The following is a 15,887-nucleotide window of genomic DNA, read 5'->3' on the forward strand; positions in this document are numbered from 1 at the left end:
CTCAGACGCGGCTACGCAGGGCCTCTCCGAGCGCGGCGTCGACGTTCGTCCAGTACTGGAAGAAGCGCTCGCGGATGCCGTCCACCGTGATCGACTTGCCCTGACCGGTCAGGGTCTCGAGGAAGCGTGCGCGCTGCACGTCGTCGAAGACCTCGCGGTACAGCGTGCCCGCCTGACCGAAGTCGTCGTCGTCGCTGTGCAGGGTCGCCGCCGAGCGGATCAGCTCGCCGTCGGACTCCCAGCTCGCCTCGACACCCGCCTGCGGGTCGGCCTCGGGGCCGCCGGCCGCACCGTAGGAGTTCGGGGTGTAGACGCGGTGCTCGGCGGGGTTGAACCGATACTGCATGTTGCCCTCGTGCATGTAGTTGCGGGTCTCTGCAGCGTGCGGCTGGTTGACCGGCAGCTGGTTGTAGTTCGTGCCGACGCGGTGACGCTGCGCGTCGGGGTAGGCGAAGACGCGCGCCATGAGCATCTTGTCGGGCGAGATGCCGGTACCGGGCACCTGGTTGCCGGGCGAGAACGCCGCCTGCTCGATCTGCGCGAAGAAGTTCTCCGGGTTGCGGTTCAGCGTGAACGTGCCCACCTTGATGCGCGGGTAGTCCTTCTTCGACCAGGTCTTCGTGAGGTCGAACGGGTTGAAGCGGTACGCCTTGGCCTCGTCATACGGCATGATCTGCACGTAGACATCCCACTCCGGGAAGTCGCCCGCGGCGATCGAGTCGAACAGGTCGCGACGGTAGAAGTCGGCATCCGATCCGGCCAGGCGCTCGGCCTCGTCGGCGCCCATCGCCTCGACGCCCTGCTTCGACAGGAAGTGGTACTGCACCCAGAAGCGCTCGCCCGCGGCGTTGACCCACTGGTAGGTGTGCGATCCGTAGCCGTTCATGTGGCGCCAGCTGCGCGGCAGGCCACGATCGCCCATGAGGTAGGTGACCTGGTGCGAGGTCTCGGGCGAGAGGGTCCAGAAGTCCCACTGCATGTCGGCATCGCGCAGACCCGAATCGCCGAGGCGCTTCTGCGAGTGGATGAAGTCGGGGAACTTCATCGCGTCGCGGATGAAGAAGGTGGGGGTGTTGTTGCCGACGATGTCGAGGTTGCCGTCGGTCGTGTAGAAGCGCAGCGAGAAGCCGCGCACGTCGCGCCAGGTGTCGGGGGAGCCCTGCTCGCCGGCGACCGAGGAGAAGCGCAGCAGCGTCTCGCTGGTGGCGCCCGGCTGGAAGACGGCCGCGCGGGTGTAGGCCGAGACGTCTTCGGTGACGACGAACTCGCCGAACGCGCCGCCGCCCTTGGCGTGCGGGTTGCGCTCCGGCACCCGCTCGCGGTTGAAGGAGGCGAGCTTCTCGACGAGGTAGCGGTCGTGCAGGACGGTGGGGCCGTCGGCTCCGACGGTGAGCGAGTGCGCGTCGCTCGCGACCGGGGTGCCGGTCTGGGTGGTGGTGGCGGGTTTCGTCATGGTGTTCTCCTTCTGCGCGCGGGTACGGCGAACAGCCCTTCTCCGCGGGTGGCGGGTCGGTGGCGGATGCGTCGGACTACTGCGCGGCGTTCTGGCAGCTGGGGCACAGGCCCCAGAAGGTCACTTCTGCTGTCTGGACGGTGAATCCCCCCGAAGACGACGGGGTGAGGCACGGCGCTTCGCCGACGACGCAGTCCACATCGCCGACCGCCCCGCAGGAGGTGCAGACGATGTGGTGATGGTTGTCGCCGATGCGCCGTTCGTAGAGCGCTGCGGAGCCTGCCGGTTCGATCCGGCGGACGAGGCCCGCCGTCGTCAGGTCCGCGAGGATGTTGTGCACCGACTGGATCGACGTGGTCGGCAGCACCTCCGAGATCGCCCGGTAGAGGCGTTCGGCATCCGTATGGGCCATGGAGTCCAGCGCCTCGAGAACGGCGACGCGGCCCGCGGTCGCCCTCAGTCCGGCGCCGCGAAGCGCCTGATCGAGTGTGGTCTCCATGTCTCCGACCCTACCCGCTCTTTTGAGTGATTCAAAAGTACGGCGTGTCGGCCCGCGTGTCGCCCGATCGCGTGCGTCAGAGGTGCGGCGTGCGTCAGAGGTGGCGGATGCTGTGCCGAAGGCGCGTGCGGATGTCGAACAGCTCGTTGCCGCCGATCACCCGTGTGCCCGGCAGGCCCTGGCGCAGGAGAGTGGGCAGGATGCTGCGGCGCACGACGAAGACGGGCAGACCACGGATGCTCCCGAGAGGCGTCGAGGGCATCGACAGGTCGTCGTCTGGCAGCACCACGATCGCGCCGCTGAAGGTCACGCGGGCCGCCCGGGCGACGGAGCGGATCTGCGCGAGCAGGTCGGTCACGGGGGCGCGGTGCCCGAGGCTGGGGCCCGTGATCTCGCCGCGGCGGAACCCCACGACGCCGCCGAAGTCGGCCGACATCACCCCGTACAGGCCCGACGGTCCGAGGATCACATGGTCGAGGCGGTGCACGGCATCCGCGTCGTCGCCGGCGCTCGCGGGCCCGGTCGCGATCCCGTGCCAGAGCGTGAAGCCCATGCCCAGCCCCGCCACCGCGCGGGCGGTGCCCTCTTCGGCCAGGGCGTCGGCGAGCAGGCGGCGCAGGGCGCGGGGTGCGGCGCGCACGAGGCTCGGGGCGTACGGGTCGGGGATGCTCTCGCCCGCCCACTCCTCGAGCAGTGCCACGTAGCGGGCGCGGCGCCAGGCGCCGGCCTCGCCGGAGGTCTTCGGCCGCGGGCGTGTGTCGGTGCGGACGGGCTCGGGCGCGCGCCATTCGTCTCCGCCGCTGCGCGTGCGGTCGTAGCTCGCGCGGCCCGCGGGGGTGCCGATGAGTTCCCACGCCCGCTGCACCCGGATGAACACCGCCGCATCGCCGCCCGTGTCGGGATGCGCCTCGCGCAGGCGGGCGCGATACGCGCGGCGCAGTTCGTCGTCGTCGGTGCCCGGCGTCACCCCGAGGACCTCGTACGCCGAGGCCGAGAGCGGGCTGTCGAACATCCCCTCAGAATATCCGCGTGGGTGGGGGACGCTTCGACAGGCTCAGCGACCCAGTTGTGCGGAGTGGGTCCCTGAGCCTGTCGAAGGGCCCGCCCCGAGAAACGCCCTCACTCCGGAACGTCGACCACCCGCTCGACACCGACCACGGGCACGACGTCCCCGCCGGATGCCGCGGCCACGGCATCCGTCAGGTGCGCGATCTCGAGCGCCGGCGCCCAGACCTCGAGCGTGGCCGCCGCGCCGTACGCGGGCTCGCCGAGCGTGGCGCCGTGGTGGCCGGCCCAGTCGCGCAGCAGGTTGTCGAAGCGCCCGGCGTCGGCGTGCGCGACCTCGATCCGCACCTGGGTGAGGGCCTCGCGCCGCACCAGCCGGGCGAGGTCGAGCGCCTCCGAGGTCGCGGTCGAGTAGGCCCGTACGAGCCCGCCGGCGCCGAGTTTCACGCCGCCGAAGTAGCGGGTGACGACGGCGACGACATCGGTCAGCTCGCGGCGGCGCAGCACCTCGAGCATCGGGATCCCCGCGGTGCCCGACGGTTCTCCGTCGTCCGACGAGCGGGCCTGATCGCCGAGCAGACCGGTCACCATCGCGGTGCAGTTGTGCGCGGCATCCCACGCCCTCTTGCGGATGCCGGCGATCACCGCCTCGGCCTCCTCGACCGACCCGACCGGCGCGATGTGCGTGAGGAACCGCGACTTCTTGATGGCGAGCTCGTGGTCGACGGCACCCGCGATCGTCGCCGGATACCTGCTCATCCGCCCACCCTATCCAGCCCCTCGAACCGCTCCCGTTGCACTTCTGTCGGTCTGGGCCGGCCATTCCGACAGAAAGTGCGACGGGAGCGGATACCGTCAGGGCTGAGGTGCCTCGTCGACGATCTCGAAGTCGACCGTCCACGACACCCACGGGAGTTCCGCGGGCAGCAGATCGGTGGGTCGGTGGGGATAGACCTCCCGCCCACCGACGATGTGACCGCTCTCAGTGTTGATGTCGATCTCGGAGACGAGAAGATCCCCGAACTCGCTACCCTCATCGAGGTGGGATTCCATTCTCAGAGTCGTCACTGAACCGTCTGTCCGGGCGACCTCGACGCCACTCAGGAGCGCCACCGTGTGAAGGGTGGCCGCCCGCAGCTCGGCAGGCATCACGTCGGTGCTCAGGAAGTGGCCGATGTTCTGAAAGATGATCCAGTCGTCATCCCCGTAGGCGGCGAGCCTCTCGCGAAACCATTCGAGCAGCTTCTCCGGATCACGGGGCATCGTTGCGTATTCGTCTCGGAACGGTTCCCACGATTCGCCCTCCTTGGCGATTCCTCCGGGCAAGGCGACAAGACCGCCCGGGTCGGCATCCCGATCGCCGACCTCCGCCACCATGGCCTCGAAGGCCGGAAGCGTCGCGGGGTCGCCGAACACGTCGCGCACTTCGTTCACCTGTCGGTCGTCGATGATCCAGTCGTCCGCCCGATCGCTGGGCACATAGAGGTCACGGATGCTCCGCTGGAACACGGCACCCTCTGACTGATCGAGGGTCGCTGCGCTGAATCCGAAAACCGGATCACTGGGGTCGAGGTCGGCGTCCCACAGAGTGATCAGGTCGTATGTCTCGCGCATCCGCAGGTACTGTCCGGGTGCGAGAACCGGGTCTGGCGACGTCATGGCCGCGCCGGCGGCATCGTTGAGCACGGCCACGGCGGCAGCGGATGCCGGCGGTGCGGCGAGAGGCGAGACGGTGCCCGCGATGATGACGGTCGCGGCAATCGCTCCAGCCGTCACCGTACCGGCGGCCGTGCCGCCCCAGACCCAGCGTCGGCGCGAGCGCCGCGGGCGAGGCTGGGCGATGCCCCGCATCACCGTAGAGCGGGATCGTTCGATCCGAGCTTGAGCGGCGGGGTCGTGTGCGCCCTCGATCTCACGCACGAGTTCTGACAGTTCCATCGTCGATCTCCTTTCCGATCCAGCTGATTCGCGTGGTCTGTGCGCCGGGCGGCGCGAGTTTCCGACGGACGCGGTGCAATCGCGATCCGACCGTGCCGACCGGGATGCGCAGTGCTTGTGCGATCTCCTCGTGCGACAGATCCGCCCAGGCGTGCAGCAGGAGCGTGTCGCGATCCTTGGGCGACAGTGCGGCGATCCGCGGGGCGAGCAGGCGGATCGCCGCAGCGGCGTCGACCCGCCCGTCACTGTCGTCGATGCCGCCGCCGGTCGTGTGCTCGCCCCGCACAGCGGATGCTTCGACGGCACGCCAGTGCTTCGCCTCGGTCGCTCGGTGCTTCGCGGCGATCCGCACCGCGATGCCGAGCAGCCACGGCCGCGCCGAATCCCACGCGCGGTCGAAGGTGCGACGTCGGCGGAACGCGACGAGGAAGGTCTCGCTGAGACAGTCCTCGGCGGCATCCGCCCCGAGTCTTCGGCGGAGGAAGGCCTCCACGGCCGCCGCGTGGCGGTCGAACACCTCCCCGAACGCCTGCGGATGTCGCTCGGAGCGCTCGATGATCTCGCTGTCAGTGGTCACAACAGGTATTGCCCGTTCGCGCGCGTCGCTTTCACGGAAACTTCTTCTGCTCTCTCGAAAGTGCCGTGGTGCGGTCGGACCGATCGGTGATCAGGACTCTATCGACAACATTCGCGTGCACTTCACCGAATCGATTCGATAGACTCTTTCCCGCGACACGGAGCAGTGCCGCCATCCCCGCATCCGTACTCCAGCCCTGCGAGTCCTCCCTCATGGCAACCTCCCTCACGACGGGCCGTCCGTGGCGCGTCATCCTCGCCTTCTCGATCCCCCTGCTGCTCGGCAACGTCGTGCAGCAGCTCTACCAGTTCGCCGACGCGATCGTCGTCGGGCGGCACCTCGGCGTGACCTCGCTCGCCGCGGTCGGTGCGACCGGACCCCTGCTGTTCCTGCTGCTCGGCTTCGCGTGGGGACTGACGAGCGGATTCGCGATCCCGATCGCCCAGGCGTTCGGTGCGCGGGACAACGCGGCCGTCCGTCGCTCGGTCGCGACCGGCGTGCTGCTCAGCGGCGCGACGAGCGTGATCCTCACGGCGTGCGCGCCGCTGATCGCCGGCCCTCTGCTCGCCCTTCTGCAGACGCCGACCGAGCTCATGCCCGAGGCGACGACGTTCACGCAGATCAGCTTCCTCGGCGCGAGCGCCACGATGTTCTTCAACTACCTGTCGGCGATCATCCGCGCGATCGGCGACTCGCGCACCCCGCTCGTCTTCCTCACGATCTCGTGCGCGCTCAACGTCGGACTCGTCGTGCTCATGGTCGGCCCGCTCGAGTGGGGCGTCGGCGGAGCGGCCCTCGCCACCGTCATCGCCCAGGCCATCTCGGTCGCCCTGTGCCTCGAGTTCGTGCGCCGTCGCCTGCCGATGCTGCACCTGCGTCGCAGCGACTGGCGCGTCACCCGCGCCGACATCGCCGAGCACCTGCGCCTCGGCCTGCCGATGGGCTTCCAGGCCTCGATCATCGCGATCGGCACGCTGACCGTGCAGGTCGCGTTGAACACGCTGGGATCGGATGCCGTCGCCGCCTACACCACCGCCTCGCGCGTCGACGGTCTCGCCGTCGCCCTGCTCTCGTCGCTGGGACTGGCGACCTCGATGTACGCGGCGCAGAACCACGGCGGACGCCGCCCCGACCGCATCCGCCGCGGGGTCAAGGAGGCGACGTGGATGGCGATCGCCGCGGGCCTCGTGCTCGGCGGACTGCTCGTCGCCTTCGGTGCGCCGATGGTGCGCCTGTTCGTCGGCGAGGGGTCGGACGATGTCGTCGATCTCGCGCACCTCATGCTCATCATCAACGGTGCGGGCTACTGGGCGCTCGGCATTCTGTTCGTGCTGCGCGGTGCCCTGCAGGGGCTCGGCCACACGCTCGTTCCGACGGTCACCGGCGTGATCGAGCTGGTCATGCGCGTCGTCGCGGCGGTCGCACTCGGCGCGGTCATCGGGTTCGCGGGCGTCGCGTTGAGCAACCCGCTCGCCTGGGTCGGCGCGATCGTGCTGCTGGTGCCCGCGTACGTGAAGGCGCATCGCGCGCTCGCGAAACTGCCCGTCGCGCCCGCCGAGGCGACCGAGACCTCGGCGATGGCGATCGTCGGCCCGACCGACGGATCGATGGTGGTCGACGCGGTCGTCACCCAGCCGATCCCCGTCGTGCGCAAGCGCGGCCTGCGTCGGCTGACCCTGCGCCCGTCGCGCCGCAGGGCGCGCCGCTGAGGCATCCGGACCCCACGCGAATCGAACGCCGAAACCGCGTCAGAAATGAGCACTTCGGTCGTCTAGTAGAAGAAGGGTTCCGATCGCTGTCCTCCGAAAGGATGACAAAGATCATGCGTGAGACGGATGGGGATCCGCGTACGCTTTTCTACTGTGGAGAGTGCGGAGATTCCGCAGACCGGGGGGTCATCATGACGACAGCTGCCATTGCCAGGGACCTGGCCGGATTTCTGGTTCCGATCGGATGGATCGGCGCGGCGATCGCCGTCGTCTGCGCGATCGTGGCGGGGGCCGCGATCGCTCGCGGTGCCGGTGGGCTCAGCGGCGGAGCGGTCGGGGTGTGGATTCCCGCGGCGCTCCTGAGCTCCACGGCATCGTTCGCCCACCAGTGGCTGCCCCTCATCATCTCGGGCGCGGCCCTGGGCGCGATGCTCGTGCTCGGCGGCATCGTGCGCGCGATCATCAGCGCCGCCGACAACGGGCGCATGACGCGCAGTGCGGCACGAGCGGCAGCGGTGGTCGAGGCGGCGCAGCCCGCCCCGGCCACGACCACGATCCGGGTCCCGGCGCGCGCGCCGAGCACCGCGACCGGCGCGATCGCCGTCGTGCGCTGAGTACCGGCTGGGCCGAGAACGCTCTCAGCGGTAGTCGCGCTCCCAGTGCTGCCCGGCCGCATCTCCGGCCTCGACGCGGGCGGCCTCGCGGGCCCGCAGTTCGACGCGGCGGATCTTGCCCGAGATCGTCTTGGGCAGCTCGTCCACGAACTCGATGACCCGCACCCAGAGGTGCGACGACAGCCGCTCGTTCGCGTAGGCGAAGATCGAGCGCGCGGCTTCGCCGTCGGCCGCGGCATCCGCCGTCAGGCAGACGTACGCCTTCGGCACCGACAGGCGCGTCGGGTCGGGGCTGGGCACGACCGCCGCCTCGATCACGAGGTCGTGCTCGAGCAGCACCGACTCGAGTTCGAACGGGGAGATCTTGTAGTCGGATGCCTTGAACACGTCGTCGGCGCGCCCGATGTAGGTGAGATACCCCTCGTCGTCGCGCACCGCGATGTCGCCGGTGTGGTGGTAGCCGCCGACGCGGGACTCCGCGGTCTTCTCGGGGTCGTCGTAGTACCCGGCCATGAGCCCCAGCGGCGGCTGCGACAGGTCGAGCGCGATCTCGCCCTCGCTCGCCCCGTCGACGACCTCGCCGGTCACCGGGTCGAGCAGCACCACCGGGTACCCGGGCAGCGGCCGCCCCATCGAGCCGACCTTCACGGGCTGCCCGGGAGAGTTGCCCACGCAGCACGTCATCTCGGTCTGCCCGAAGCCGTCGCGGATGGTTCCACCCCACGCGTCGCGCACGCGGTCGATGACCTCGGGGTTGAGCGGTTCTCCGGCGCCGACGAGCTCGCGTGGCGGGTGGGTGAGGCGGGCGAGGTCGGCCTGGATGAGCATCCGCCACACCGTCGGCGGCGCGCAGAACGTGCTCACGTGGTGGGTGTCCATGACCTGCATGAGGGTGTTCGCATCGAAGCGCGCGTAGTTGTAGACGAACACGGTCGCCTCGGCGAGGAACGGCGAGTAGAAGCTCGACCACGCGTGCTTCGCCCAGCCGGGCGACGAGATGTTGAGGTGCACGTCGTCGGGGCGCACGCCCAGCCACCACATGGTCGACAGGTGCCCGATCGGGTACGAGACGTGGGTGTGCTGCACGAGCTTCGGACGGTTGGTGGTACCCGAGGTGAAGTACAGCAGCGAGGTGTCGGTGGCGGGCGTCGGGCCGTCGGGCTCGAAGACCGTCGGGGCATCCGCCGAGTCGGCGAATGGCTCCCAGCCCGCCGGGATGCCGTCGCCGATGCCGATGCGCAGGATGCCGTCGTCGATGTCTGCGAGACGGTCGCCGAGGGTGCCGAGCGTGACGACCGCGCGGGCGCGGCCGTGATCGATCCGGTAGGCGAGGTCGGATGCCGACAGCAGCGTCGAGGTCGGGATCGACACCGCGCCGATCTTGGTGATCGCGAGCATCACCTCCCACAGCTCGATCGTGTTGCCGAGCATCACGATCAGGTGGTCGCCCCGACGGATGCCGAGACCGGTCAGCCATGCGGCGACCTGGTCGGACCGGCGGGAGAGTTCGCCGTAGGTCCACGACCGCAGCGAGAGGTCGGCCTCGACGATCTGCACCGCGGGGCGGTCGGGTGCCTCGCCGGCGACGACGTCGAACCACTCGAGCGCGAAGTTGAACTCGTCGACCTGCGGCCACGCGAACCCCGCGCGGGCGGCGTCGTAGTCGGTCGCGTTCGCGAACAGGAAGTCGCGCATCTCGCGGATGGTCTGCGTGGCGGCGGTGGCACTGCGGGTCATGCGTTCCATCCTCGCGCAGGTCCGTCGCTCCCGTCGCGCGAATGGCTGATTCCGGAACGAGCCGATGCCGCCGCTAGCGCGCGAGCAGCCCGGCGCCGTCGCGCAGCTCGAACACCAACTGCGTCTCGGTGCCGCGCACGACCGGATGCACGGTGATGTGCTCGAGCACGATGTCGCGCAGCGCCGTCGCGTCCTCGACGGCGACGTGCACGAGGAAGTCGTCGACCCCGGCGACGTGGAAGACCTGGAGCACGCGCGGCACGCTCGCGAGCGCGTCGAACAGCGCGGTGACGCTGGGGCCGGTGTGGTTGGCGAGGCGCACCTTGATGATCGCCTGCAACGGATAGCCGACGGATGCCTCGTCGAGGCGGATCCGGGTGTCGCGGATGATCCCGCGCTCGCGCAGCGCCCGCACGCGGTGCGCGCAGGTCGACTCGGCGAGGTTCAGGCGGTGGGCGAGCGCCTTGTTCGTGATGTCGGCCTCGCGGGTGAGCACGGCGAGCAACGCGAGGTCGGTCTCGTCGAGCGGAGATCCTGGGGGTTTGGGCAACGTCGGGTCCTCCTCGGCATCCGTTGTTGCTCAGAATAGCGAGATCGCCATGATCGGCGGCGGATGCTGTCGATTCTCACCGCCCACGCCGCGATTCGCGCAACATGGAGGGATGACCGCCCCGCTGCATCCCGACACCGTCGCCGTCCACAGCGGCCGCTCCGACCTCGCGGATCTCGGAGTGCACGCGCTGCCGATCGACCTGTCGACCACGAACCCACTGCCCGACGTCGAGCGCGGCGGCGACTCCTACGAGGCGATGGCGACCGGTGGGCGCCCGCCCGCCGACGGCAGCCTCGTCTACGCGCGCCTGTGGAACCCGACCGTCGCCCGCTTCGAAGAGGCGCTCGCCGAGATGGAGCACGCCGAGGCATCCGTCGCCTTCGGGTCGGGCATGGCGGCGATGACCGCCGTGATCCTCGCGCACACCAATGCGGTCGGCAAGCGCCACGTCGTCGCGGTGCGCCCGCTCTACGGCGGCACCGACCATCTGCTCGGCTCGGGGCTGCTCGGCGCCGAGGTCACCTACTGCCATCCGCACGAGGTGGCGGGCAGCATCCGTCCCGACACCGGGCTGGTGGTGCTCGAGACGCCCGCCAATCCCACGCTCGACATCGCCGACATCGCCGAGGTCGTCCGTCTCGCGGGCGAGGTGCCGGTGGTCGTCGACAACACGTTCGCGACACCGATCCTGCAGAACCCGATCGATCTCGGTGCGGCGATGTCGCTGCACAGCGCGACCAAGTACCTGGGAGGGCACGGCGATGTGATCGCCGGAGTCGTGGCCTGCGGCGAGGAGACCGCCGAAGCGCTACGACGCGTACGCGCCGTGACGGGTGGCCTGCTCCACCCGCTCGGCGCGTACCTGCTGCACCGCGGGCTCGCGACCCTGCCCGTGCGCATGCAGCGCCAGCAGGAGAACGCCCGCCGCATCGTGTCGTGGCTGCTCGACCGGCCCGAGATCACCGAGGTCTTCTACCCCGGGCTCGACGGCGACCCGCACGGCATCCTCGACCGTCAGATGCGCGGCACCGGGGCGATGATCGCGATGCGGATGCAGGGCGGGTATGCCACGGCATCCGCCGTCGCCTCGGCCACCACGCTCTTCACCCACGCGGTCTCGCTCGGCGGTGTCGACTCGCTCATCCAGCACCCTGCCGCGCTCACGCACCGACCGGTGCCGGCCGAGGCGCGCCCCGCCGCCGACGTGCTGCGCCTGTCGATCGGACTCGAGGATGCCGACGACCTGATCGCCGACCTCGCGACCGCGTTCGCCGGGCTCGCGCCCGCCGCTCAGAGCTTCGGCAGGATGACCGTTCCGGTCGAGAGCCGCTCGGTGGGCATCCGGTCGCGGTTGTAGGTGATGTCGCGGTAGCCGTGCGGGGTCGGGTTGCCGTCCTCGTCGAGGCTCACGAACACGATCTTCTCGATCGTGAGGATGCGCTTGCGCGTGATCATGTTGCGCGCGACGGCCCGCATCGTCAGCGAGGTGCGGCCGAAGTGCGTGGCCGTCAGACCGATCTCGATCAGGTCGCCCTGCACGGCGGAGGCCTCGAAGTTGATCTCCGAGATCAGCTTCGTCACCGCGCGGTAGTTGCCGAGCTGCACGATCGCGTAGATCGCGGCCTCCTCATCGATCCACTTCAGCAGGCTCCCGCCGAACAGAGACCCGTTGGCATTGAGGTCTTCCGGGCGCACCCACTTGCGGGTGCGGAAGTTGATGCCGTCCTCGGACCACGAGTTCTCTTCATGCTTGGCCATGCCTCCAGCCTAGGAACCGCGTGAGTCGGCGGTGTTACGCGCCGTGAAGGGGCCCTCTGCCCAGGGCGGATCGGCCGAGGGCAGATTCCGGCGTGCGCGAGGGGCGACCGGCGGATGCTGGGGGCATGAGCGAAGAGAACCCCCTCCCGCAGTTCGGGCCCGAGGCCCGACGCGCCCTGTTCCACGAACGCGTCCTGGTGCTCGACGGCGCCCTCGACGACGACAACGGCACGCTGCTGATGACGCAGCTGCTCACCCTCTCGGCCGAGGATGCTGCGACCGACATCGCCCTCTGGATCCACTCGCCCGGCGGCTCCGTGCCGTCGATGCTCGCGATCCGCGACATCATGCGGCTCATCCCCAACGACGTCTCGACCCTCGCGCTCGGGCTGGCGTGCAGCGCCGGGCAGTTCCTGCTCTCGGCGGGCGCCGCGGGCAAGCGTCGGGCGCTGCCCCACGCGCGCATCCTCATGCATCAGGGCTCGGCGGGGATCGGCGGATCGGCGGGCGAGATCGAGACGCAGGCCGACGACCTCCGCCACATGCGCGACACGGTGCTCGGACTCATCTCCGATGACACCGGGCAGACCCGCGAGCGCATCTTCGAGGACTCGCTGCACGACCGCTGGTACACGGCCGAGCAGGCGCGCGACTACGGCTTCATCGACGAGATCGTGTCGTCTCTCTCCGAGGTGATGCCCCGGCGACGTGCGCGGGTCGGGCTGGGGGCGGGCGCATGAGCGGCTACACGATCCCGAACGTGATCGCGCAGCATCCGCGGGGCGAGCGCGTCATGGACGTGTACTCGCACCTGCTAGCAGAGCGCGTCATCTACCTCGGCACCGGCATCGACGCGGGCGTTGCGAACGCGCTGATCGCCCAGCTGCTGCACCTCGACGCCGACAGCCCCGAGAGCGCGATCCAGTTCTACATCAACAGCGAGGGCGGCGATCCGGGGGCGGCGCTCGCGATCTACGACACCATGCAGCACATCCGCCCGAGCATCGCGACGACGTGCGTGGGACAGGCGATCGGACCCGCCGCCCTGCTCGTCGCCGCCGGAGCAGCGGGGGAGCGGGCCGCACTCGCGCACGCCCGACTGGTGCTGCACCAGCCGGCGGGGCAGTCGCGCGGGGCGATCCCCGACCTGATCCTCGCGGCCGACGAGGTCGTGCGGGTGCGCTCCGACATGGAGGAGATCCTCGCCCGGCACAGCGGCCGCACGGCCCGGGAGCTGCGTGCCGACACCGACCGCGACCGCGTGTTCACGGCATCCGCCGCCCAGGCCTACGGACTGATCGACACGGTGCTGGGGGAGCGGGGGTAGGGGCGCAGGGCGGGCCCTTCGACAGGCTCAGGGACCCAGGCTTGTTGGGCCACCGCCCTGGGTCGCTGAGCTTGTCGAAGCGCCCCAGCCCCGGGAAAGTCAGGCCGCGAGGGCGAAGACCGATGCACGAGCGGATGCCGGCACCGACGCCGTGCGCAGCTCATCGGCCACCGCGCTGGTGAGCTCGATGAGGCTGGTGTCGAGTGCGCCGGCGATCGCCGCGATCATCTCGCTCGACGGCTCCTTGCGCCCGCGCTCGACCTCCGAGAGGTACTGGGGCGAGACGCCCGCGGTGTCGGCGGTCTCGGTGAGCGTCTCACCGCGGTCGTGGCGGCGTCGGCGCAACTGCTCGCCGAGGAGGTGGCGCCACAGCGGCTCGGGGTCGCTCGGGCGGGGCGTGCGCGGGAAGGGGACGATGTCGGCCATGCCTCACGGTACGACGCACGGTTCCCGGGCATCCATCGTTTCTGCTCAGAGCAGAACACGCTGGGGGTGGCTCGGCGTAGCGACGAGGCCGCCTACAGCGCCGCCGTCACCCCGGGCAGCAGCTTCGTGAGGATGCCCGCGAGCTGGCGGCGTTCCTCGTCGCTGAGCGGGTCGAGCACGAGTTCGCGGATCTGCTCGACGTGCACGGGCGCCGCCTCGCGCAACAGGTCGCGCCCGGCCGGGGTGAGGGCTGCGGAGAGCGTGCGCTTGTCGGCGCCGCACGAGGTGCGTTCCACCCATCCGCGTTCCTCGAGCGAGTCGATCGCGTGGCTCAGTCGCGACCGGCTGAGCCCCGCGATGCGGGCGAGCTCGGTCATGGTGGTCGCCCCGCCGTCGATCTGCCCGGCGAGCATGATGAGGATCGCGTACCGCGCGTGGTTGAGCCCGACCTCGTCCTTCAGCGCGCGATCGAGCACCTGTGGCAGCAGCTGCACGAAGCGGATGACCGGCAGCCACGTCTGCATCTCGGCGTCATCGAGCCGGCGCGGGTGCCGCACGGCATCCGTCTGTCCGTCGATCCGCGCGTCCATGCTCACGCCGCCGAGAGGTCGATGGTGTGCGCGGTGTGGTCGCGCTTGGCCTCGAGGTAGCGGGTGTTCGCCTCCGAGAGGTGCACTCCGGTGGGCACGTGCTCGGTCACTCGGATGCCGAGGGCCTCGAGCTGGCGCGCCTTGTCGGGGTTGTTGCTGAGCAGGCGGATGCCGTCGACGCCGACCGCCGCGAGCATCTGAGCGGCGACGGTGTAGTCGCGCTCGTCCTCACCGCGACCGAGGGCGACGTTCGCCTCGTAGGTGTCGAGGCCGGAGTCCTGCAGCGCGTAGGCGTCGAGCTTGGCGTAGAGGCCGATGCCGCGACCCTCCTGGCGGAGGTACAGAAGGAAGCCGCCCTCGTCGGCGATGCGTTCGACGGCCTCGCGCAGCTGGGGGCCGCAGTCGCAGCGCTGCGAACCGAAGACGTCTCCGGTGAGGCACTCGCTGTGCGGGCGCACGAGGGGGGCGGGTCCGCCGTCGGCTGCACGGTCGAGCGCCGCGCGCCAGTCGCCGAGGCCGAGGAGCAGGTGCTCGCGTCCGTCGACGAGGCCGTCGAAGGTGACGACGTCGGCGGTGGTGGAGTACCCGTCGGCGAAGGCCATCGGTACGCGCACGCGGGTCCGCTCGGAGGCGAGGGGAACCACCGTTGAACTTTCAATCATGTGGGGTAGAACGCGGCACGGCCGGGTCTATTCCCGGGGCTCCTCGGGTGACGGTGCCCGGTCCCGCCGCCACACGAACTTCAGCTCGCTCGCGAGGGTGCCGAGCACCACGAGTCCGCCACCGACCAGGGCGAGGGCGGGCAGGCGCTCGCCGGCGATGCGCCCGATCACGCCCGCCCAGACCGGCTCGCCCGCGTAGATGATCGTCGCGCGCGTGGGGGAGACCGACTTCTGCGCCCAGTTCATCGTGAGCTGGATGAGGCAGCTCGCCGCGCCCAGCCCGATCGCGCACACGACCCACACCCACGAGAACGCAGGGAACCCCTCGCCGACCAGCGGCATCGTCAGCAGTCCGAGCACGCCCGCCGTGAGCAGCTGCACGATCGTGATGCGTCCGAGGTCGATGCGCCCGGCGAACACGCTGATGAGGATGATCTCGGCCGCGATCGGCAGAGTGCTGATCATCGTGGCGATCTCGCCGGCGCCGAGGGTGAGGGAGAACGCGTCGGGTCCGGCGATCAGCACGAGCCCGACGAACGCGAGCGCCGCCCCGACGAACGCCATCGCGGGCGGGCGTTTGCGGAACACGGCCCACTGCGCGAGCGGCACCAGCGGCACGTACATCGCGGTGATGAAGGCGGAGGTGCTGGAGTCGATCGTCTGCAGTCCGACGGTCTGCAAGCCGTAGCCGAGATGGATCATGACGCCGATCGCGACGCCGGCGCCGATGTCCCGCCAGCGGATGCCGCGCAGCACGCGGTGGAAGATGACGACGCTGATGAGTCCCGCCACGAGGAAGCGCAGCCCCACGAAGAACCAGGGACCCGAGTGCTGCATCGCCCAGTGCACGAGCAGGAAGGTGCTGCCCCAGACCGCGGTGATCGCGATGAGGGCGGCCTCCTGCGGGCGGAAGCGCATCCAGCGCAGACGAGTGGGCAGCGCGGGGCCCTTTCTCGACGGCTGCCTCATCGAGGATAGCGCCGTGCGGGATGCCGGAAGATCACGAAGAATGTCGGCTCCGAGCGGATGCATCGAACGC

18 protein-coding genes are annotated in these 15,887 nt (G+C 70.1%); 5 read left to right on the top strand and 13 right to left on the bottom strand.

Going from position 1 to position 15,887, the window contains the following annotated elements:
* Position 1 precedes the first annotated feature (1 nt).
* The 6 genes from KZC52_RS11460 to KZC52_RS11485 all read right to left on the bottom strand — a co-directional run bounded on the left by KZC52_RS11460 (position 2) and on the right by KZC52_RS11485 (position 5,472).
* Positions 2-1,453, bottom strand: a complete 1,452-nt coding sequence (locus tag KZC52_RS11460) for a catalase (RefSeq protein WP_247624169.1) — start codon at positions 1,451-1,453, stop codon at positions 2-4.
* Between the two features lie 76 nt (positions 1,454-1,529).
* Positions 1,530-1,952, bottom strand: coding sequence for a Fur family transcriptional regulator (locus KZC52_RS11465; RefSeq protein ID WP_247624170.1), 423 nt, complete (start codon positions 1,950-1,952; stop codon positions 1,530-1,532).
* Positions 1,953-2,046: 94 nt separating this feature from the next.
* Positions 2,047-2,964 (bottom strand): J domain-containing protein, encoded by a 918-nt coding sequence (locus tag KZC52_RS11470; protein WP_247624171.1) that lies wholly within the window; start codon positions 2,962-2,964, stop codon positions 2,047-2,049.
* A 107-nt stretch (positions 2,965-3,071) separates the two neighbouring features.
* Entirely contained in the window at positions 3,072-3,716 is a 645-nt protein-coding gene (locus KZC52_RS11475; RefSeq protein ID WP_247624172.1) for an IMPACT family protein, read from the bottom strand.
* A 96-nt stretch (positions 3,717-3,812) separates the two neighbouring features.
* Positions 3,813-4,571, bottom strand: a complete 759-nt coding sequence (locus KZC52_RS11480; protein WP_247624173.1) for a hypothetical protein — start codon at positions 4,569-4,571, stop codon at positions 3,813-3,815.
* A gap of 298 nt (positions 4,572-4,869) precedes the next feature.
* A complete protein-coding gene (locus tag KZC52_RS11485) occupies positions 4,870-5,472 on the bottom strand; it encodes an RNA polymerase sigma factor (RefSeq protein ID WP_247624174.1) in 603 nt (200 codons plus the stop codon).
* Between the two features lie 212 nt (positions 5,473-5,684).
* Between KZC52_RS11485 and KZC52_RS11490 the strand changes: the two genes are divergently transcribed.
* Together KZC52_RS11490 and KZC52_RS11495 are read left to right on the top strand one after the other, a co-directional pair.
* Positions 5,685-7,181 (top strand): MATE family efflux transporter, encoded by a 1,497-nt coding sequence (locus tag KZC52_RS11490; RefSeq protein ID WP_247624175.1) that lies wholly within the window; start codon positions 5,685-5,687, stop codon positions 7,179-7,181.
* A gap of 191 nt (positions 7,182-7,372) precedes the next feature.
* Positions 7,373-7,795, top strand: coding sequence for a hypothetical protein (locus KZC52_RS11495; RefSeq protein ID WP_247624176.1), 423 nt, complete (start codon positions 7,373-7,375; stop codon positions 7,793-7,795).
* Between the two features lie 24 nt (positions 7,796-7,819).
* On the opposite strand, the gene KZC52_RS11500 is transcribed toward KZC52_RS11495, so the two are convergent.
* Positions 7,820-9,532, bottom strand: coding sequence for an AMP-binding protein (locus tag KZC52_RS11500; protein WP_247624177.1), 1,713 nt, complete (start codon positions 9,530-9,532; stop codon positions 7,820-7,822).
* Between the two features lie 73 nt (positions 9,533-9,605).
* Positions 9,606-10,082 (bottom strand): Lrp/AsnC family transcriptional regulator, encoded by a 477-nt coding sequence (locus KZC52_RS11505; protein WP_247624178.1) that lies wholly within the window; start codon positions 10,080-10,082, stop codon positions 9,606-9,608.
* Positions 10,083-10,194: 112 nt separating this feature from the next.
* On the opposite strand from KZC52_RS11505, the gene KZC52_RS11510 reads away from it, so the two are divergent.
* Positions 10,195-11,442 (top strand): trans-sulfuration enzyme family protein, encoded by a 1,248-nt coding sequence (locus KZC52_RS11510; protein ID WP_247624179.1) that lies wholly within the window; start codon positions 10,195-10,197, stop codon positions 11,440-11,442.
* On the opposite strand, the gene KZC52_RS11515 is transcribed toward KZC52_RS11510, so the two are convergent.
* Positions 11,376-11,843, bottom strand: coding sequence for an acyl-CoA thioesterase (locus KZC52_RS11515; RefSeq protein ID WP_247624180.1), 468 nt, complete (start codon positions 11,841-11,843; stop codon positions 11,376-11,378). The two genes, KZC52_RS11510 and KZC52_RS11515, sit on opposite strands and share 67 nt — an antisense overlap.
* Positions 11,844-11,968: 125 nt before the next feature.
* Between KZC52_RS11515 and KZC52_RS11520 the strand changes: the two genes are divergently transcribed.
* Both KZC52_RS11520 and KZC52_RS11525 read left to right on the top strand, forming a co-directional pair.
* A complete protein-coding gene (locus KZC52_RS11520) occupies positions 11,969-12,583 on the top strand; it encodes a ClpP family protease (protein WP_247624181.1) in 615 nt (204 codons plus the stop codon).
* Positions 12,580-13,170, top strand: a complete 591-nt coding sequence (locus KZC52_RS11525) for a ClpP family protease (protein WP_247624182.1) — start codon at positions 12,580-12,582, stop codon at positions 13,168-13,170. Before KZC52_RS11520 ends, KZC52_RS11525 begins: the two co-directional genes overlap by 4 nt.
* A gap of 99 nt (positions 13,171-13,269) precedes the next feature.
* Here KZC52_RS11525 and KZC52_RS11530 read toward each other — a convergent pair whose 3' ends face one another.
* The 4 genes from KZC52_RS11530 to KZC52_RS11545 form a co-directional block, all read right to left on the bottom strand.
* On the bottom strand, positions 13,270-13,596 hold the full coding sequence (locus KZC52_RS11530) for a helix-turn-helix domain-containing protein (protein ID WP_247624183.1): 327 nt from the start codon (positions 13,594-13,596) through the stop codon (positions 13,270-13,272).
* Positions 13,597-13,688: 92 nt separating this feature from the next.
* Complete coding sequence (locus KZC52_RS11535; RefSeq protein WP_247624184.1) at positions 13,689-14,186, bottom strand: MarR family winged helix-turn-helix transcriptional regulator; 498 nt, start codon at positions 14,184-14,186, stop codon at positions 13,689-13,691.
* Positions 14,187-14,188: 2 nt separating this feature from the next.
* Positions 14,189-14,848 (bottom strand): GTP cyclohydrolase II, encoded by a 660-nt coding sequence (locus KZC52_RS11540; protein WP_247624185.1) that lies wholly within the window; start codon positions 14,846-14,848, stop codon positions 14,189-14,191.
* 27 nt (positions 14,849-14,875) lie between these two features.
* On the bottom strand, positions 14,876-15,817 hold the full coding sequence (locus tag KZC52_RS11545) for a DMT family transporter (RefSeq protein ID WP_247624186.1): 942 nt from the start codon (positions 15,815-15,817) through the stop codon (positions 14,876-14,878).
* Between the last annotated feature and the right edge of the window lie 70 nt (positions 15,818-15,887).

It is taken from the genome of Microbacterium galbinum, assembly GCF_023091225.1.
In the GTDB taxonomy this organism is placed as follows: Bacteria; Actinomycetota; Actinomycetes; order Actinomycetales; family Microbacteriaceae; genus Microbacterium; species Microbacterium galbinum.